Source organism: Marinococcus luteus (assembly GCF_900106595.1).
Taxonomy (GTDB): Bacteria; Bacillota; Bacilli; order Bacillales; family Marinococcaceae; genus Marinococcus; species Marinococcus luteus.
The window spans coordinates 318,171-335,234 of sequence record NZ_FNNC01000001.1; the positions used below are offsets into that span (position 1 = coordinate 318,171).

A 17,064-nucleotide genomic window follows, 5' to 3' on the forward strand; every position below is an offset into this window, starting at 1 on the left:
TTCAAGGTGAAATAAACCCAGGCGTGCACGTGTTGGCGTGATGCCTGGGTTTATTCTATTCAGGGAAGAGGGCGATGCGGCCATGACGATTGATTCTGTTATCATCGGGATCGGGTTCATCCTGATCCAGCTTTTCGCCACGCACGTAATTTCATCCACGAGTCTTTCCGCTTCTACGTGGCTTTCTCTTTGTGGAGGGGTGGCCATTGCTTACGTATTTGTTTATATTCTTCCAACCCTGCATAACGAGCAAAATCAGCTTGGAGGGGACAATGCCATTCAAGCGGAGCTGTACGTGCTGGGGTTATTTGGGCTGCTAGTGTATTTCACGATTTATAAACTGGCGGATAAACGGCGAAACGAGGGGGAAGACACCCGTTTTTACCTCGTCGAAGTCGGGTTTTTCGCTGCATATACGTTTATGGTCTCGTATATCGTTTTCTCATCTGATGTAGCGACTATTGAAGCTGCGTTCTATGGCCTGGCGATCGGGCTTCACTTCATCGGCGTCTCCTATAATTTATGGCTCGAAAATCACCGTCTTCATATAAAAGCGGGCCGGTTTATTCTGGCAGGCGCTACGCTGCTTGGCATCATCATTGGCTCTATCGGCCCGCCGAGCAATTTGTACGTGGATTCCATGATCGCCTTTACGTCCGGTGCCATGATTTTCAACGTCATCAGTAAGGAGATGCCTACTGAACGAAACACGCATTTGTACACTTTTTTAGGATCCGCTTCCATCTACGCTGTTGTGATCATTGCGTTAACCACATGGTTAAGCTTATGAGGCGCAGTAATAACAGTATAATGCATAAGAAAAATGCGGGCGGCTATTCCAGTGGAATACACTGCCCGCATTTTTTATGCTTCTATCGAAGTAGTGTCCGAGTAAATATGAACCAGCTGTTCATTTAGGCGTTTTTCCGTGCCGGGGGAGAAAACAGGAGTATTGACGGAGGATCCCAAAAGCCTTCTTACCTAGCGTTTGGAAATTACTGTAAAAGGAAAAATTTAATGATACAGAGAGGATGCTCCGGAGTCCGGCCCCACAAGCAGCCAAAAACCTGGCAGCCCTCCACGTTTTCGTTTTACTATATTTTGATAAGGAATGATGCCGTATCGCTGTATCTTTTATTTACTCGGTCGTGCTGGCGGCTGTAAGTACGATTCCCTCTTTTCCTGCAGACATGGAAAAAGCTCCTGTTCCTGAAAAAAAGTCCGAATGGTCCTATCAGGGAAGCACGGGGCCGGCGCACTGGGGAAGCCTGGACGCTGAATATACTACGTGCACCAATGGAGAAAGCCAATCGCCCGTAAACCTGCGGGAAGCAGAAACAAAACGGGGCAGTGCTGATGTACAGATGAATTACAGGCCAACCAGTTTCACCATTAAAAACGACGGGCACACCATATTGGCCGAACCCGAAAACTCCAAAAATACATTAACCTATGAAGAAGAGGAATATACGCTTTCCCAATTTCATTTTCATGCGCCAAGTGAACACCAAATCGACGGGGAATACGAAGATATGGAGATCCACCTCGTGCATGAAAGTGCGGAAGGCGAAATCGTCGTGACCGCGTTTATGCTTCAGGAAGGCGGCGGTGCTTTTCCTTCCTCGTTCTGGGACAAAATGCCGTCAAGCGAAACAGAAGCCCCGGCTTCTGCCGATAACCGCCTCAATCTGGAAAAACTGCTGCCATTCTCCGAAACGAACTTTCAATACGAAGGCTCGTTAACGACCCCTCCGTGTACAGAAGGTGTAAACTGGATCGTTTTCGAGGAGCCCGCAGCTGTTTCAAGTGATCAATTAGCAGATTTTCAGCAAATCTATGCTGACAACCACCGGCCGGTGCAGCCGCTTAACGGTAGAGAAGTATTAAAAGACTGATACATGTTATTTCAGTACTTTGAAGCACGCGAAATAAGAAAACGACAATAGCTGATTCTGATGACTTAAGGGTTGGCGAAAAGCTTGGCCTGTACTAGCAAATCATGATGAAATTGGATAACGCGTAATTGGCGAAGAGAGAAGTTTAGTTAAAACGCGAGTGAAGCAGGAATTGGCTGCTACCAAGAAGGGTCCGGGAACAATCTCCGGGCCCTGTTTTTATATACATATTATTTTTATCAAAATGCTACAAGACCCTTACCTGCAGAATAGTAGTCAGTGTGAATTTACATAATGCGTTTGAAAAATTTACGAATGCCCACTCCAAAAGGCATAAACCATGGCGGCAAGGAGAGCTGGCGAAATCCCCACAGCTATTTGCTCCGTGCGCGTTTCCACCGCTGCCTTCCAAAGAAAACCTGTACGCTTGGTTTCTCCCACGCACTCGTCTTTCACATAAATATGACCCTGGCCGTTCCACTGCAGCTGAATAGTCACCTCCGGCAGGTGGTTCATGCCAGAGAGTGTCACCGCGTATTTATGTTTAGATGAGTGCAGGCTTGTCATATCTGCAATGTGCATATGGTTTTGGAAAACGTGCCAGGTGTGTCCTTTGTCGAATGCTTGCTGGACGATGGCGTAACGATCGGCTGCTTCCATGACGATATTAACGTCGTGAACGGAGCTTCGGGAAGGACGGTCATTCTGTTCATGAAACCAGCGGTGCATCGATCCGACTTCTGCTTCACGATCGTACACGGAAAGGGGCTTCGTCGAAGCACCCCATAAAGGGCGGGAATACGTTAACAGCATGGCGGATTCTCTCCTTCTTGATTGCTCCAAAGAGAAAGTATTATATTCTTCTCTGCAAGGTTTTTGATATACAGCAAGTCTGCGGGGGGGGGGGCAGGGCATGAATAATTCTTCCCCCCGATGATACATGTCATGAAGATGCAAGTGAATTTCATTTTTGGGTATTTGGAAGAAAATTGAAACGGTATAAGAAGCAGAAGTTTTAAGCAGCAGGTATTTATTTTTTTACAGGTTCCTGTCCGGCTGAAACTGTAGGTGAGAGTGCTGAAAGAACTGTCGTAGATATGGAAGGAGGCCGAATGAAGTTCCCCGGGTCATGAAAAGGATACTGACGATATGGAATGCCAATAAGGCCACTCGCTCTCGTATTTGATTTAGAGATGCTTCTCTCAGGAACTGGCAAAAACAGCTATAGCTTTTGAATGTGGGTATCCTTAAAGTCGGAAGTATACTTCAGGCCGAAGCCGAGCATCCGGTCCAGGCCAATATGAACGATCCAGATGAAACTGATGAGCACCGGCCATTCAATAGAAAGGAGGTAACCTGAGAGTAAAAGTAAAAGGGGGAGAATATAAGTATGAGCGGCGTTATAGACATAAGCGCCTGTCTTTGAACTGACCGCATACCCGATCATGGAGACGTCGGGCAAAAAAAGCAGCAGAAGGAAGAGAAGCCAGGAGTAGCCATTGGAAAAATACAACACGGCTGCCAGGACAGCAAACATAAAGCCTTCTGCTTTAATTAACCTTTGATTCATGCTCGTTGTCTCCTTATTATTTCTCTTTAATTTAATGAAGATAAACTAATCATATAACGATTTGTTCGAACAGCCAATTGTTGAATCACTTGAAAATTTAAATGCATACCGAAGACTGCTAATTACTATCATTGTGTTAACGTCGGTTTTTTTCTTTATTTGTTAATATGCTGGCAAGCATAAACAGGGCATTTAAAATAATAGCCACCTGAAAGCTCAAAAAGAAAGCGGTAAAGCTGGAGCTGAACCAGAGGGTATAGATGTAGCAGGCGACAGCCGCCGCCCCCAGAAGAACGATGCGTAATAGAGACAGGGAAGAGATGGCCGTAGCGTTTCGAATAAGAAAAACAAGTCCGATGAAGGTAAATGGGATAAACATCAGCGTTAACATTAACATGACAGCTTCCTCTTTCTCACCGTCGCGTCTACATTGTTTGAAGAGCCGGTGTTGTTTACATATACGGACATAAAGGCATCGTTCGATAGTCGCCATCGTTAGCCATAGATGGGCAGGTATCCGTGGAGATGGGCCTGAAAAAGCGCAAAGCTTAATTCTCCGTCAGAAAACGTATTGTTTTTGACTTTATGTATACATTCGGTAATGGGAAGAACATAAACCTGAATGTTTTCGTGGTCTTCGAGCTGCTGCTCCTGTTGGACATTTAGGTTATCGGTAAAGAAAATATGGGTGCTGTCGTTACTCCGCCAGGAGGCCGGAAGCATCGTCCCTAAATAACTTAAGTCTCCACATGTGTATCCTGTTTCTTCAGCCAGTTCTCTCCGGGCAGCTTGAACGAGTGTTTCACCAGGTTCCACACCACCGCCTGGCAGCTGCACAACAACAGCATCGACTGCTGGACGGTATTGTCTGATAAGAAGAAAAGCATCTTCTTTTTTGGCCAGAACAACGACACCATCCGGTTCGTCTAACGTAATGTACTTTCTGCCCCGATGATCCGAAATGACGTGCTCACCCTGTGCCTGCTCCTCATCCATGATAACTGCCTCCGTTTATTAGTTAGTGACGATACATTTGTTGGTCGTGCTGCAAATTCCGAAGTTTGTCTGCTACTTCGTGCTCCGAGAAAAAGCGAATTATTCGCTTTTTCTATTTATTGTAAAAAAGTATCATAGAGGGAAAGAAAAGTAAATTCAATAGCTGGAAACATGGTTTACATAAAATGAGGCGGCTCTATTGTTTCTATTCAGAGCCATCTATATTTAAACAAGGGGGACTTACGATGCTACACCTCTTTCTTTATAGAAACATAGAGAGCATGTTGAAAAAAATCTGATAAGTATGCTGATTTATAAAAATTAGACCACATATTCGTAATATCTTCATAGTCATGGTTTTCAGAAATTTTGTATTAAGATACGATAGATATAAAGACAGTATATATATAAATATCATATACTTTTGGCACTGTTAACAGAGGTAGAGAGAAAAGATTTGTCTTAAAAACTAAACTTCGGACATTTAATTAAGCACATTTTACCAGGGCTATAAAACAATCACTTAAAACAGAACACATTTTTTCTTAAACCATAAAAGTAATGCGTTTTCACTCGGACGAAGCGGCTTTCTGCATCTATTAAAAAAATGAGCTGCCTGTATTCTAATGAATCAGTCCTGGAAGCCTTGAAGGAGAGATAACATGAGCCTGATGAACGAATCAGTGCAAGAAAATGAGGCCCTAGACCAGACCATTATTCAAACTATTGGCTACCGGGAAGCATTGATTCACTATGAATTGTATCGTCGATATCAGCAAGCCATCGAACGAGATGAAATGTTTAGTAATAACTGGTTTCAATGTTCAACTGCATGGCTTCGGGAGCGAACTAATTATTCAGATAAAGAAATCAAAACCGCCCTCCGCAAACTGCGAAGAAAAAAGTGGATTCAGCGGGTGGGTTTAAAAGGGCAAGTGGATCCTTTATACCTGTGGTTTGATGACTCCTTACAATCGATATTGGCCACGGTTCCTATCAAAAGCAAAAATATATATTATCTGCTGTTGGAAGAATATCGCCATTTAAACAGTTTTCATAACTACATTATCCATGGCTGGTTTGAGTATTCCATCAAACGGCTGAGTGACGAAACCGATATGTTTTACTTTGAAATACGACCTTATTTAAAAAAGTTAAAAAAGCATCAACTCATCGAACAAAAAAAGATTGGCCAGGTAAATTATTTTCGTCTTACTAAAAAGAGATGAGAACGAAAAATATTGGCAGAGTTGGCTTTGATAAAATAGTTCTTAATAATGATGAACTAAAGGAGCGTTACATAAAAGCAGTAATTATTAGTGGAATTGCAGGCACCGCAGCACTCATCGTCATCGTGGGTTACTTTTTGTGGTGCCATTTGTTGAAACGAGGGCGAGTGGAGAGGGCACGGCTATCCATAGTGAGGTACCAAGCTCAAGCGATGATCTTGCCAATAAAAAAGACGGGAAAAGCAGCAAATAGAAGAACGGCAGGAGCAATACATGGACACATTGAAGCAGGCTGTCGGAGCTCGGCATGAACGGTGGGAGTGGTTTGCAAATGACAAAGTAAAATTCGCTCAACCAGAGAAAATCTCCGAGCCGGAAGAAAAAATTGAGCGCTGGGAAACATTAGCAGCGGAATCACCTAATGAGGATCTGCAGAAAGATCTTCGCAATTTGGCTAGTTGGAGTAAGGTGTTCCAGGAACCGTCGATCAGTGAGGAGGATCGCGTGACAGCCGTTCGAAGCATCCACCGTATTCTCCACAATCTCGATGTGCATTACAATGGTCATGACCAGGAACCTTTTGGGGTTACTCATGTGCAGTATGGAGAAAACGTTGACGAAGTGGAAGGCCCTTCATAGAAAGTGAAAGTCAAAAAGATCAAGTCCAAGATCTCTGAATTTTGGACTTGGTCTTTTTGATATAAAACTAAAACAGTGTATCGAGTCTACTCGTATTATTAGTATCCTGTGTACGTGCTGTTTTGAAAAAAACAAATTAACCCATCCTTAAAATCCCTCGAAGAAGATTAAATACCTAATTGAATGGGTATTTAGTTTATAGGTCTTTAATCTAATTTTAGATTGGAGGATGACTTATGGGAAAATTAGAGGGGAAAGTTGCTGTGATCACGGGTGGTGCCCGCGGGCAGGGGGCGTCTCATGCACGAACATTCGTGAAAGAAGGAGCAAAAGTGGTTTTCACTGATATCCTTGTAGAGGAAGGCGAGGCGCTGGCAAAAGAACTTGGGGAAAATGTTAAATTTATGAAACACGATGTCACAAAGGCGGACGATTGGCATAGGGTAATTGATGAGACGGAGACAGCCTTTGGTCCTATTGATATTCTAGTCAATAACGCCGGTGTCGTGGTGACGAAAAATTTTGATGATCTTTCAGAAGAGGAATATCGAAAAGTGATTGATATTAATCAGGTTTCTATTTTCCTGGGGATGAAGACAGTACTTCCATCGATGAAAAAAACAGGGAACGGATCGATTATTAATATATCTTCTATTAACGGCCTTCGGGGTTCCGCTGGGAATGTCGCTTACGATTCTTCAAAATTTGCGGTTCGGGGAATGACGAAAAGTGCTGCATTAGAGTTTGCCGAATACGGTATCCGAGTGAACTCTGTGCATCCAGGGGTTATCCAAACACCAATGATTGAAGTTGAAGGTACAGAAAAATTAGTGGAAAAATTAGTAGCAACAATTCCAATGCAAAGAAAAGGACAGTCGGAAGAAGTATCAAAGCTGATTCTATATTTGGCCTCTGAGGACTCTAGTTATTCTACGGGTGCCGAATTTGTTATTGATGGAGGCGTCACGGCATCCAATTAAATCCTGACTAACCATGGATGTGGGCGCTTTTGTGACGAGAGAGCAGGAGTTGAGACATTCAGCAGGTTATTTCTAGCTTGCAGAAGTAACTGGATCAGAATTGATATGTTTGCACCTTTGAACGTAAAGATATCGTTGAGCTAAACTGTTATTCACTGTATTTTGAGAAAGTCAGCCTATATGGTTGGCTTTTTCTATTGTATGTGGTGTAACCAATGAAACAACCACTTTTACGTGCCGTTATACTACAGGCCGTTAGTGTCGCCCCGGATTTCAAAAAACAGCAAAAGCAGTGCCTTCCAAACAACGAAGGTTGACATATCGAGTTAACTCGAAATACAATGCTGTTTATGGAGCCAATAGATCTGTTTAAAGCACTTTCGAACGAAACCCGACTAAAGATTCTCTGGTGGCTGAAAGAACCTGAAAAACATTTTCCCAAACAGCAGGCCCATCTGCCGAAGGAGGTAAGCATTGAAGGGGGCGTCTGCGTGGGAGATATCCAGGAGAAAGTCCAGGCTTCCCAGTCCACGGTGTCGCACTATCTGAATATGATGCAGAAGGCCGGGCTGCTGGAATCTGTTCGCTACGGCCAATGGACATATTACAGACGCAATGAAGACACGCTTCAACGGCTGGCGGAGTATCTGAAAACAGAAATCTAGTCATTCAGGTTTCTGTTTTTTTATGGCCCATTAAATCGAAAAATCTAGATATTTAATTATAATGAAATGAATTGAGGTTGAAAAAATGAGTGTACATGAACAAGAAAATCATTTGAGCCGCAAACAAAAAGTGCTGGCGTTCACGCTGACGCTGCTGACGTTTGTGATGGGAACGAGCGAGTTTGTTATTGTCGGGCTGCTTTCAGAAATCTCCTCCGACCTGGGCATACGCCTGGCCACAGCTGGAACGCTCGTATCCGGATTCGCAATTGCGTATGCGATCGGCACCCCGGTATTAACCGCCTTTTTAAGCCGGTTTCCTAAATATAACATCATGATTGTCCTGATCATTCTATTTATCGCAGGCAATGTGATCAGCGCATTTGCCGGCACGTATGCGGTGCTGCTGTTATCAAGGATTGCTACGGCAATGGTAAGCGGTGTGTTAACGGCCCTCGCCATGTCGGTGGCAGGGGACACGATGCCAACGGCCAAAAAGCCGGCGGTGATTGCCTCTATTTTCGCTGGTTTTACGATCGCCAACGTGCTGGGCGTGCCTCTGGGCACGTTTATCGGGCAACTGTCGAACTGGCAGGTAACGTTTTGGGTGACAGCGCTTCTCGGGGTCGTTGCGCTCCTGATTAGTTTAGGCGTGCTTCCCAAGGATATAAAAAATGAAAAAAGCTCGATCAAAGACCAGGCCGCGCTATTTACGCAGCCGCGGATTCTGTTAGCCTTCTTCATTCCCATTTTCGGTATCGCCGGCACGTATACGATTTATACGTATATCACGCCGATCATTGAAGACGGGCTGTCGATCCCAAGCAGCTATGTGAGTGTCGTGCTGCTCGGCTATGGTGCTTTTTCGATTTTCAGTAACGTGCTGGCAGGAAAAATTGCCAGCCGCAACGGTATCTCGAGGCTCAGGTACGTGTTCGTTGTTCAAAGCGTAGTGCTGCTTTCGCTGTATTTCACGATGGCCTCCACCATCGCCGGATTAATCAGCATTATGTTGATCGCGGTCATGATTTATGCCATGAACGCCACCATCCAGCTGTATTTGATGAATCTTGCCGAATTATATTCCCCTTCCGCGAAAGACCTGGCGTCTGCGCTGACGCCCGTCGCCGTAAATGTCGGAATCGCTTTAGGATCTGCGGCAGGAGGAATCGTAGTGGCAGCGGGAAGCATTGCGTTCCTCCCGTGGGCCGGCGGTTTCTCCGCCCTGATAGCCGCAGGACTGGCTTCGCTGAGCTACGGCCTGGATAGAAAGGAAGCGCGAACTCGTACAGAAAGTATTCCGTCTGAATAAAAGGAGGATATATTACTGAAAAAGCATCTCCGGCTGAAAAGTGGAGATGCTTTTTTTGATTGGGAGCTGCAGCAATGGGTATAATAAAGCCAAACAATTTGCAGTGAAAGGCGGAGAGAAATAATGGATAAAGCAAAGCAGAATGGCGGTAAAATGAAAGCTGTACAGGTGACAGGCTATGGCGGCCTGGATAAGCTGGAGCTCGCAGAGGTCCCTGTTCCAGAACCTAAGGACGGGGAAGTTCTGGTCAAAGTAAAGGCGTGCGCGATTAATAACACAGAAATCTGGATGAGGGAGGGTGCGTACGGAACCGGAAAAGATTCCGGCTGGCGGCCGGAGGGCGTCCAGTTCCCGCGCACCCCCGGATCGGATATCACTGGGGAGGTCGTTCAGGCGGGGAGTCGGGAAAACGAAGACCTTCTCGGCAAAAGGGTAGTGTTGTTTCCGTTCACCTCCAGCGGGGAGGCCGGATTTGAGCATATTTCAGAGGATATGTCTTTTATAGGCTCAGAATACGACGGGGGCTATGCCGAATATGTCGTATGGCCGGCCGATCTGTGCTTTGATATGCCTTTATCCAGCTATTCAGACAGCGCTGCCTTCTCGGTGAGCGGACTGACGGCCTGGCATATGGCCCGGCAAATCGACATTCAGCCGGGAGAAACGGTTATGGTTACGGGAGCCAATGGAGGGGTCGGCTCGTTAAATGTGCAAATTGCCTCGAAGGTGTTTGGGGCCAGGGTGATCGCTCTCACAGGAGGTATGGAGCACGAGGAAAATCTTAAGGCCCTGGGCGCTTCCTGTGTGCTGTCGTACAAATCCGAACGTCTTCAGGAAGAAATTCTGGAATGGAACGGCGGGCCCGTCGATGCAGTTCTGGACGTAGTTGGGGATGCGCTGTTTTCCCTGTCACTTGAAGTGCTGAAAAAAGGAGGCCGGTTTTGTACTTCCGGATCCGCCGGGGGGCAGGTGACATCGCTTGATTTACGAACGCTGTATTTAAAGCATATTACAATGTATGGTTCTGTCCTGGGCACAAGAGCAGAATTTAAAGAATTGATGCAGGCGGTCGCCGATGGACAGATCAAGCCGGTCATCGACAGGTATTTTCCTCTGGAGGAAGCGAAAGAGGCACAGAAATACTTTAAAAATAAAGGCAAGGCAGGAAAAATCGTTCTGCTTCCTGAAGCTACAGGTTCCCAGTAAGTGATATGTCCCTTGAGGACAGTCGCCACTTCCGGATAAATTGCAGCAAATTATTAAACTGGAATCAGTGCCTGTTGAAGGGAGACGTATTTGATAAAGGGCGGCATCGCTTATGAGTCAAAAAATATTTTACGATCCCACTCACTTTATTTTCTATAGTCGTAGTCTGAGTAGTGATTTTTAACGGAGGGAAGAAGAGTAATAATCTGGATTAGGAGTCCGAGCAGAATGTAAAAGACGTGGAGAAACACAACTTCCTCAATTAAATACATTTGAACCGTAATCCATCCGATTAAGATAAATCCTATATACAATGAGCTGTTCCATGCCCCGTGTGCTTCTTTATAAAGGCTTAGCTTTCCCGAAACTCTTAAGGACTTTTCAGAAGCAAGGAAAATCGCCGTAACAACTGGAAGAACGCCCAAGCATGTAAACAAAATGATGCCCGGTATCAAAAAATTGTTAAAGGGAGTATTTCTCAGTATTTCTAACGGCATGGACGACATAGAGCCATCAGGAGAAATAATTAAAACTCCGCCACCAGCCAGGGCGCCAATTCCAAGAAGAAGATGAAAGAAAATTAACATGTAGCAGCCAGCAGTCTTCTGTTTTTTTACAACCAATGAGCTCACCTCCTGAGAGATATGAAAAACTTGTATTGAGGTTTTGTTGATCCCTCGCTTTTAGAGCACGGTTGTTTATCACGGGGAGGAGGAATGGTTTCGTACGAGAAGAACATCGCAACTGGCTGTTCGGGAGGTGTGCTCTGATACACTGCCGAGAATAAACGATTGATCATGGCCCATACCGGAAGCGCCGGCGATTAGCAGATCTGTTACAAATGTCTTTGCAATTACTTCAGGTATAACCTCTTTTGGTGATCCTTCCTGGATGAAAATACGTACATCATGAAGCCCGGCGTCTTCCGCCTGTGTTCTTCCGTGCGCGATGATATCCATGCCTTTTTGAAGCAGGGCATGAAGCATCAGATCCGGGTTCTGATTTCGCAGCTCCTGGAGGGTATGGTCGTCTACGATATGGCAAAGGGCGAGCGTGCTGTCATGCTTCTGGGCGGTTTCGATGCCGATGTTCAGAGCAGTATCCGATTCTGTGGAGCCATCAAGGGCAACGAGTATCCGGCGATAGGGGGCGGGCATCCGCTTTCTGTCCTTTCTTTATCCGTTCATTCAGGCAGCTTGATACGGCGGTTTTTATAATAATGGTCTCCGGCACCACAACGTGGAGGGGGCCAAGGCACAGGAGCATCATCATGTATTTCTCTTCCCGCATTTGACCAGGGAATGAAATAAGAATGTGCAAATAAAGGCAGCAGACTGTACTAGCCAGGCTTACATGAGAGGGAAATCACTGGAAGCTATGTAATATGTCATCACTTTTTCTGCTGCCGGCATTTGAGGGCATGGAGGCAGAGGGTTGATTTCGATCGCTACCACCTTCAGCACTGACTGCCGAAAATTGATTTCATCTCCCAATTCAAAGCAGACTTCCGTATAATCATCGAGAGACAGCTCTTTCTGAAGTTCCATGGTGGTGCCGATGAACCATAATTCATTTGGCTGGGCGTCATCCACTGCGAGGTACAAGAAGCGGATGATAGAGTATGGCTCTACTTGAAATGATTCAGTTGGATGATTCATTTTCATGGGCTCCATAGTAAGTCCCCTTTCCTGCGGTTGTAACGAACCACTCTCTGGGCCGGGGGCGCCTGGTGTGGGTCCGGCTTTCGAGAACTCTGGCTTTCTGATGGAGCGACTGGTACTGCCAGAAGATCCGGGAGGTCCACTCTTTCATAGAAGATGCTGTCGGCCGATTATCCGGAAGAGGAGGAGCAATGGCAGAAGCCCCGTAAAAAAACCGTTTGATTTTTTTACCGGCATGGAGTCCTTGTGCCCCCAGGGCCGTATGGGCAGCATGGTTCAAGGCGGAAGGGAGAGGGTCCTCGGTAAAAAGAGTGTACTCCTGCCATTCCCGGGGGTGAAAGCAATACATATAAAACGGCAAAACAGCAGCGACTTCGTTGCTTTGATGAGCCGCTCCCGTCAAAGCTTCTGCTCCTAATGGGATACATCCTCCTGTCACGTAAAACATTTCCTCAAACACGACGTGATTCATTCCGTATTCCATTATTAGTCTCCTTTAGCAGACGCGAATGTTTTAGATAATTTAATAAATATTTTAGTAATAAGATACTATATTGTTTTAAATTTTATTTGTGTCTTAAGTCATGACTTATTGCCATTATAGGTTAAAAAAAGTAAATTACAACCACAAAAAACCTTTAGGACCTTGTTCACGAATAAATATGCGTGGAAAATATTTATTTATTATGATGTCGCTTTAAAGTGATGAAGTAATATAAAGGAAAGACAGGGACTCTCAAGTTATCTGCGAAGTATATGTCTGGCTGAAAAAAATATAGAAAAAATTTTTATAAATATTTTAGAATATAATTCATATTTACAGAAAACGTTCAATTTATCTATTCGTTCAGCCGCCTATAGATGCTCCATTTCTCCAGGATATTTATGAAAGGTAAAAAGAAGGGCTGTTCCAGACTTACGGACGGCCCTCTTCGTGTACACAAAAAGAAAGGAGTACAGAAAAGGAGAACAGCTCTGTTTTTTTATGGATTAAGTGTGCAATAGCTAAGAAGGTTATAGTGGAAGAAAAGGGGGGAATGGTTGAATACCATCTATGCTGCATTCAACGATTCAGTGAGAAGGGCCCCCTTCATAGATAGATAGAAAGAGACGAAGCCCATGGAGCAATTTGAAGAATAAGGAGGAAAAATATGAGCCATTATCAACGGATTTTAGTAGGAATTGACGCTGTCGAGATCCCAACCTACAAGGTGTTCGACGAAGCAAAGGCAATGGCGGCCGAACACGGGGCTACTTTAATCATAGCTTTCGTGTTCGATCAAAAAAGATACGCGACGCTGGAGCGCATGGACCCCAAGGGAATCGAGCGCCTGCGGACGAAAGCCGCCCTTTATCTCGAAGCTTGCCAGCAGGCTGCGTGGGCCCAGGGGATCGAGCATGTGGAAACGGTTATGGATTCTGGGGCCCCGAAGAAACGATTAGCGACCGATTTAGCCAGGCGCTACGAGGCGGATGCTATCATTATAGGCGAAAGCGGTGGAACGCGTCTCGAACGCCTGGTATTTGGCCACACGTCTAAAGCTATCCGCCGAAAAGCGAAATGTGATGTACATGTGGTGCAAAATAGCTGAGGGACTGCTTCTTAGGTGTACGAAAAAAGGAAAAGGGCTGATTCGTCTCCCTTTTCCTTTTGCCATTTTGATTGCTTATATTTGAAAATAATAAATGAAAACTTATCTTAAGCAGCTACAGACAGAAGGCCCTCATTTAATCGTTATCATCGACTGTTTGAAAATAATGTTTAAGCCTCCGCAGCCCTTCGGTCAGTTTTTCAAATGAATGAGTGGCCTGGAGGGAAAGGCGAAGGTACTTTTGCTCCGACGATTGTCCTCCGCTGATAAAACGGTCGGAATCCAGTACATGCACCTGCTGTCATTTAATGTCTTCTTCGACCTCGCCACCCGGGGCCCTGAAGGAAATGGGAAGCCACCGGAAGTAACTGGGCGGAGTGTCCTGAGGCTGTCCGGCCGGGAAATACGAATCATATAGGTGGTTTTCCTGCTGAAGCGGGGCTTTTTTTGAAGGAAAGGATACATAGTCTGATTTCTTGTTTTTATATCGCGTTTTAAGTATCATTTTTATAGAACATGGAAAAACATATGAAATATACAGTGGAGGAACGATAATGACTACGATATGCACTTCATCAGCGGCAAAAAGAAGTGCCCTGGGGGAAACCAATGAACCGTGTGTCAATAAGGACACCTCATCTTCCCAGGACGCGGATGATTGGATACGGCGTTGCAGCCGCTGCCGAGTGGAGGATAGCTTATGTTAACGGCGATACTGCTGTTTTTGCTCGGCTGCCTCGTGATTCTTGCGATCATTGCCGCCAACGGGTATTTTGTGGCACAGGAATTTGCTTATATGTCTGTCGACCGTTCGCGGCTCGGGGCCCTGGCCGATAAAGGGGATAAAGCAGCTCAGCGGGCCCTGATGGTGACTAAACGAACGTCGTTTATGCTTTCCGGCGCCCAGCTGGGAATTACGGTGACGGGCCTTCTTATCGGTTACGTGGCCGAGCCTCTGGTTGGCCGGAGCCTGGGGGTGCTGCTCGGCGGCGTCGGTGTTCCGGATGCACTCGGTATCTCAGTGGGAACAGTGTTGGCGTTAACGGTGGCCACGGTGGTGCAGATGGTATTTGGGGAATTGTATCCGAAGAACCTGGCCATTGCGAATGCGGAGCCGCTGGCAAGATGGCTCGCCTATTCGACGAACATCTACCTGGTCCTGTTCGGGTGGTTGATTACGGTGTTTGATAAAGCGGCCAACGGTTTCCTGCGACTGTTAAACATTGAACCGGTTCATGATATTGACAGCAGCGCCACCGCACGTGACTTGGAGCACATTGTGGCCGATTCCCGTGAAAGCGGTGATTTGCCCAAAGAGCTTTCCATCATTCTTGACCGTATTCTCGATTTCCCGCAGCGTGATGTCGAGCATGCGATGGTCCCGCGTTCACGCGCGGACACAGTGGATCCGGAGATGCCAATTCGTGAGGTGCGGGCGTTGATGGCGGAAGCGCATACCCGCTATCCGGTCATTAACAGCGACGACGAGCCTGTCGGTATTGTACATCTGGTGGATGTCCTGACCACGCCCTCGGATAACGAGGCGCCCGTGACAACGATTATGCACCCGCCGCTCGTCCTTCCCACCTTGATGTCCCTGCCGGAAGCCCGCCGACGGATGATCGAATCGCAGAACAAACTGGCTTGTATCATTGATGAGTATGGCGGTTTCACCGGTATACTGACGTTAGAAGACTTGGCCGAAGAGGTGGTTGGGGAAATCTCCGATGAGCACGACGAGGAGGTCCCGGTCGTTGTCGAATCGAACGGGAAGGACACCTGGCAGATGCGCGGCGATGTTCATGTGGACGAGGCCGAACGTGAAATCGGCTATCAGCTGCCGCGCGGGGACTATGAAACAGTGGCCGGGATGCTTATCGACCATGATGATAAACTTCCGGCTGTCCATGAAACTATCCGGGTGGAACTGCCGCCTGATCCGGGAGACCTCATTGAAGAAGAGCCGGTTCGCCGGTACCTGGAAGCGCGGATCATGGAGGTGGATCAATGGGTGCCTACCCTCGTCCATCTGAGCCTCGGTGAAGTCGAAGACAGTCGGGACGTGGCAGTGGACCAGTGGAGGAGGGAGAAGAACCATGACTAACCCATGGGTTGTTTTAATCGCAACCATTGCTCTTATTGTGCTCAGTGCGTTTTTCGTGATTATTGAGTTTGCTCTCCTGGGCGCAAGACGTCACCGGCTGGAAGAAGCGGCGGTTACGAGCCGCGGGGCTCGTGCGGCCTTACGGTCAGTGAATGAACTGACCGTTATGCTTGCCGGGGCGCAGCTCGGTATCACTGCCTGCACATTCGCGCTTGGGGCGGTGACCAAACCGGCGGTCGATGACTGGCTTTCCCCATTATTTTCAGAGGCGGGCCTGCCTTACTGGCTGGCCGATGGCTCCTCGTTTTTCTTATCTCTGCTGCTGGTAACATTCCTTCATCTCGTGATCGGGGAGATGGCACCGAAATCATGGGCCATCGCGCACCCGGAGGCGTCGGCGATTATGATTGGACTGCCTGCCCGCGGCTTTATCTGGATTTTCCGGCCGCTGCTGTTGTGGGTCAACGCTATTGCCAACCGTCTGGTGAAGGCGTCAGGCGTGGAGCCGGTTGAGGCAGCCGCAATTGGCGGACAGGATGCTGCGACGATTCGCCACCTGGTGGAATATTCAGCGAATGTTGGGGCGCTTGACACCTCTATCCGCCGGCCGATTTCCGGAGCTTTGGATCTGGAAACCTTGCGCATTGCTGACTTGATCACTCCCGGGGTGTCCCCGACGGCGGTATCGTGGGAGGCTACTGCCTTTGACGTGCAGCAGGCAACTGAACGCTCCGGACACAAACGGATTCTCATCCGAAACGACAAGGAAGCCATCACGGGCGTTGTTCATGTACGTGATACGCTGCTCGAGCCGGCCTACCGGCCGGTGAAAGACCTGGCGCGTCCGGCGTTTGTTCTGCCATCTGATACGCTCCTTCATGAAGCGCTTCTCACCATGAGAAGGGCCGGGGAGCAAATGGCAGTGGTGGTCGATGGCTCCGACTTTCTCGGTGTCATGACCATTAACGACGCCCTGGATAATGTTCTCCCACGCCTGGAGGAACAATAACAACGTATCGGTGCGTGCGTAAACGAATATTTAAACCTAAGACAACCGTGTTTTTTAGGGTGGCTTTCTTATCAAAAACGGGCAGCGCTCCTTGAAAAAAGGAGCTGCTTGTTTGTTGTCTCTAATATGTCGGCCTGAAGGGTGGATTTCTTCCTTATTTTCAGTTATAAAATTAAATTTAATATAGATTAACAATGAAATTTTTT

Annotated in this window: 19 protein-coding genes; 11 read left to right on the forward strand and 8 right to left on the reverse strand. The window is 46.8% G+C overall.

What is annotated here, in order from left to right:
- Nucleotides 1–82: 82 nt before the first annotated feature.
- The gene (locus BLV22_RS01490; protein ID WP_091610453.1) at nucleotides 83–790 is read left to right on the forward strand and encodes a hypothetical protein; all 708 of its coding nucleotides are present in this window, start codon (nucleotides 83–85) and stop codon (nucleotides 788–790) included.
- 400 nt (nucleotides 791–1,190) lie between these two features.
- The gene (locus BLV22_RS01495) at nucleotides 1,191–1,895 is read left to right on the forward strand and encodes a carbonic anhydrase (RefSeq protein WP_091610455.1); all 705 of its coding nucleotides are present in this window, start codon (nucleotides 1,191–1,193) and stop codon (nucleotides 1,893–1,895) included.
- A 309-nt stretch (nucleotides 1,896–2,204) separates the two neighbouring features.
- On the opposite strand, the gene BLV22_RS01500 is transcribed toward BLV22_RS01495, so the two are convergent.
- The 4 genes from BLV22_RS01500 to BLV22_RS01515 all read right to left on the reverse strand — a co-directional run bounded on the left by BLV22_RS01500 (nucleotide 2,205) and on the right by BLV22_RS01515 (nucleotide 4,461).
- On the reverse strand, nucleotides 2,205–2,708 hold the full coding sequence (locus tag BLV22_RS01500; protein WP_091610456.1) for a hypothetical protein: 504 nt from the start codon (nucleotides 2,706–2,708) through the stop codon (nucleotides 2,205–2,207).
- A gap of 409 nt (nucleotides 2,709–3,117) precedes the next feature.
- The gene (locus BLV22_RS01505) at nucleotides 3,118–3,465 is read right to left on the reverse strand and encodes a DUF4260 family protein (protein WP_091610458.1); all 348 of its coding nucleotides are present in this window, start codon (nucleotides 3,463–3,465) and stop codon (nucleotides 3,118–3,120) included.
- A 136-nt stretch (nucleotides 3,466–3,601) separates the two neighbouring features.
- A complete protein-coding gene (locus BLV22_RS01510; RefSeq protein ID WP_091610459.1) occupies nucleotides 3,602–3,862 on the reverse strand; it encodes a hypothetical protein in 261 nt (86 codons plus the stop codon).
- Between the two features lie 98 nt (nucleotides 3,863–3,960).
- The gene (locus tag BLV22_RS01515) at nucleotides 3,961–4,461 is read right to left on the reverse strand and encodes an NUDIX hydrolase (RefSeq protein ID WP_091610461.1); all 501 of its coding nucleotides are present in this window, start codon (nucleotides 4,459–4,461) and stop codon (nucleotides 3,961–3,963) included.
- A 662-nt stretch (nucleotides 4,462–5,123) separates the two neighbouring features.
- Here BLV22_RS01515 and BLV22_RS01520 point away from each other — a divergent pair.
- From BLV22_RS01520 to BLV22_RS01545, 6 genes are all read left to right on the forward strand, one after another.
- A complete protein-coding gene (locus BLV22_RS01520; protein ID WP_091610462.1) occupies nucleotides 5,124–5,690 on the forward strand; it encodes a hypothetical protein in 567 nt (188 codons plus the stop codon).
- A 273-nt stretch (nucleotides 5,691–5,963) separates the two neighbouring features.
- Nucleotides 5,964–6,329 (forward strand): hypothetical protein, encoded by a 366-nt coding sequence (locus tag BLV22_RS01525; RefSeq protein WP_091610464.1) that lies wholly within the window; start codon nucleotides 5,964–5,966, stop codon nucleotides 6,327–6,329.
- A 236-nt stretch (nucleotides 6,330–6,565) separates the two neighbouring features.
- The gene (locus BLV22_RS01530; protein ID WP_091610466.1) at nucleotides 6,566–7,309 is read left to right on the forward strand and encodes an SDR family NAD(P)-dependent oxidoreductase; all 744 of its coding nucleotides are present in this window, start codon (nucleotides 6,566–6,568) and stop codon (nucleotides 7,307–7,309) included.
- Between the two features lie 350 nt (nucleotides 7,310–7,659).
- Nucleotides 7,660–7,974: an ArsR/SmtB family transcription factor gene (locus BLV22_RS01535; protein WP_091612223.1), complete on the forward strand. Its 315-nt coding sequence runs from the start codon at nucleotides 7,660–7,662 to the stop codon at nucleotides 7,972–7,974.
- 85 nt (nucleotides 7,975–8,059) lie between these two features.
- On the forward strand, nucleotides 8,060–9,286 hold the full coding sequence (locus BLV22_RS01540) for an MFS transporter (protein ID WP_091610467.1): 1,227 nt from the start codon (nucleotides 8,060–8,062) through the stop codon (nucleotides 9,284–9,286).
- Between the two features lie 153 nt (nucleotides 9,287–9,439).
- The gene (locus BLV22_RS01545; RefSeq protein ID WP_091612225.1) at nucleotides 9,440–10,492 is read left to right on the forward strand and encodes a zinc-binding dehydrogenase; all 1,053 of its coding nucleotides are present in this window, start codon (nucleotides 9,440–9,442) and stop codon (nucleotides 10,490–10,492) included.
- Nucleotides 10,493–10,638: 146 nt separating this feature from the next.
- Here BLV22_RS01545 and BLV22_RS01550 read toward each other — a convergent pair whose 3' ends face one another.
- The 4 genes from BLV22_RS01550 to BLV22_RS01565 form a co-directional block, all read right to left on the reverse strand.
- Nucleotides 10,639–11,115: a hypothetical protein gene (locus tag BLV22_RS01550; protein ID WP_091610469.1), complete on the reverse strand. Its 477-nt coding sequence runs from the start codon at nucleotides 11,113–11,115 to the stop codon at nucleotides 10,639–10,641.
- 78 nt (nucleotides 11,116–11,193) lie between these two features.
- Nucleotides 11,194–11,649 carry a universal stress protein gene (locus BLV22_RS01555; protein WP_091610471.1) on the reverse strand — a complete coding sequence of 152 codons (456 nt, stop codon included), beginning with the start codon at nucleotides 11,647–11,649 and terminating at the stop codon, nucleotides 11,194–11,196.
- Nucleotides 11,650–11,841: 192 nt separating this feature from the next.
- Nucleotides 11,842–12,150: a hypothetical protein gene (locus tag BLV22_RS01560; protein WP_091610472.1), complete on the reverse strand. Its 309-nt coding sequence runs from the start codon at nucleotides 12,148–12,150 to the stop codon at nucleotides 11,842–11,844.
- Nucleotides 12,134–12,637, reverse strand: coding sequence for a hypothetical protein (locus tag BLV22_RS01565; RefSeq protein WP_091610474.1), 504 nt, complete (start codon nucleotides 12,635–12,637; stop codon nucleotides 12,134–12,136). The genes BLV22_RS01560 and BLV22_RS01565 overlap by 17 nt, the downstream gene beginning before the upstream one ends.
- Nucleotides 12,638–13,304: 667 nt before the next feature.
- Between BLV22_RS01565 and BLV22_RS01570 the strand changes: the two genes are divergently transcribed.
- The 3 genes from BLV22_RS01570 to BLV22_RS01585 all read left to right on the forward strand — a co-directional run bounded on the left by BLV22_RS01570 (nucleotide 13,305) and on the right by BLV22_RS01585 (nucleotide 16,858).
- Nucleotides 13,305–13,745, forward strand: a complete 441-nt coding sequence (locus BLV22_RS01570; RefSeq protein WP_091610476.1) for a universal stress protein — start codon at nucleotides 13,305–13,307, stop codon at nucleotides 13,743–13,745.
- 700 nt (nucleotides 13,746–14,445) lie between these two features.
- Nucleotides 14,446–15,849: a hemolysin family protein gene (locus tag BLV22_RS01580; RefSeq protein WP_091610480.1), complete on the forward strand. Its 1,404-nt coding sequence runs from the start codon at nucleotides 14,446–14,448 to the stop codon at nucleotides 15,847–15,849.
- The gene (locus tag BLV22_RS01585; RefSeq protein WP_091610482.1) at nucleotides 15,842–16,858 is read left to right on the forward strand and encodes a hemolysin family protein; all 1,017 of its coding nucleotides are present in this window, start codon (nucleotides 15,842–15,844) and stop codon (nucleotides 16,856–16,858) included. Before BLV22_RS01580 ends, BLV22_RS01585 begins: the two co-directional genes overlap by 8 nt.
- Nucleotides 16,859–17,064 lie beyond the last annotated feature (206 nt).

Excerpts from the sequence above, each read along its gene's own strand:
- BLV22_RS01490 (WP_091610453.1), top strand. The coding sequence starts at position 83 with ATGACGATTGATTCTGTTATCATCGGGATCGGGTTCATCCTGATCCAG.
- BLV22_RS01495 (WP_091610455.1), top strand. The coding sequence starts at position 1,191 with ATGGAAAAAGCTCCTGTTCCTGAAAAAAAGTCCGAATGGTCCTATCAG.
- BLV22_RS01500 (WP_091610456.1), bottom strand. The coding sequence starts at position 2,708 with ATGCTGTTAACGTATTCCCGCCCTTTATGGGGTGCTTCGACGAAGCCC.
- BLV22_RS01505 (WP_091610458.1), bottom strand. The coding sequence starts at position 3,465 with ATGAATCAAAGGTTAATTAAAGCAGAAGGCTTTATGTTTGCTGTCCTG.
- BLV22_RS01510 (WP_091610459.1), bottom strand. The coding sequence starts at position 3,862 with ATGTTAATGTTAACGCTGATGTTTATCCCATTTACCTTCATCGGACTT.
- BLV22_RS01515 (WP_091610461.1), bottom strand. The coding sequence starts at position 4,461 with ATGGATGAGGAGCAGGCACAGGGTGAGCACGTCATTTCGGATCATCGG.
- BLV22_RS01520 (WP_091610462.1), top strand. The coding sequence starts at position 5,124 with ATGAGCCTGATGAACGAATCAGTGCAAGAAAATGAGGCCCTAGACCAG.
- BLV22_RS01525 (WP_091610464.1), top strand. The coding sequence starts at position 5,964 with ATGGACACATTGAAGCAGGCTGTCGGAGCTCGGCATGAACGGTGGGAG.
- BLV22_RS01530 (WP_091610466.1), top strand. The coding sequence starts at position 6,566 with ATGGGAAAATTAGAGGGGAAAGTTGCTGTGATCACGGGTGGTGCCCGC.
- BLV22_RS01535 (WP_091612223.1), top strand. The coding sequence starts at position 7,660 with ATGGAGCCAATAGATCTGTTTAAAGCACTTTCGAACGAAACCCGACTA.
- BLV22_RS01540 (WP_091610467.1), top strand. The coding sequence starts at position 8,060 with ATGAGTGTACATGAACAAGAAAATCATTTGAGCCGCAAACAAAAAGTG.
- BLV22_RS01545 (WP_091612225.1), top strand. The coding sequence starts at position 9,440 with ATGAAAGCTGTACAGGTGACAGGCTATGGCGGCCTGGATAAGCTGGAG.
- BLV22_RS01555 (WP_091610471.1), bottom strand. The coding sequence starts at position 11,649 with ATGCCCGCCCCCTATCGCCGGATACTCGTTGCCCTTGATGGCTCCACA.
- BLV22_RS01560 (WP_091610472.1), bottom strand. The coding sequence starts at position 12,150 with ATGAATCATCCAACTGAATCATTTCAAGTAGAGCCATACTCTATCATC.
- BLV22_RS01565 (WP_091610474.1), bottom strand. The coding sequence starts at position 12,637 with ATGGAATACGGAATGAATCACGTCGTGTTTGAGGAAATGTTTTACGTG.
- BLV22_RS01570 (WP_091610476.1), top strand. The coding sequence starts at position 13,305 with ATGAGCCATTATCAACGGATTTTAGTAGGAATTGACGCTGTCGAGATC.
- BLV22_RS01580 (WP_091610480.1), top strand. The coding sequence starts at position 14,446 with ATGTTAACGGCGATACTGCTGTTTTTGCTCGGCTGCCTCGTGATTCTT.
- BLV22_RS01585 (WP_091610482.1), top strand. The coding sequence starts at position 15,842 with ATGACTAACCCATGGGTTGTTTTAATCGCAACCATTGCTCTTATTGTG.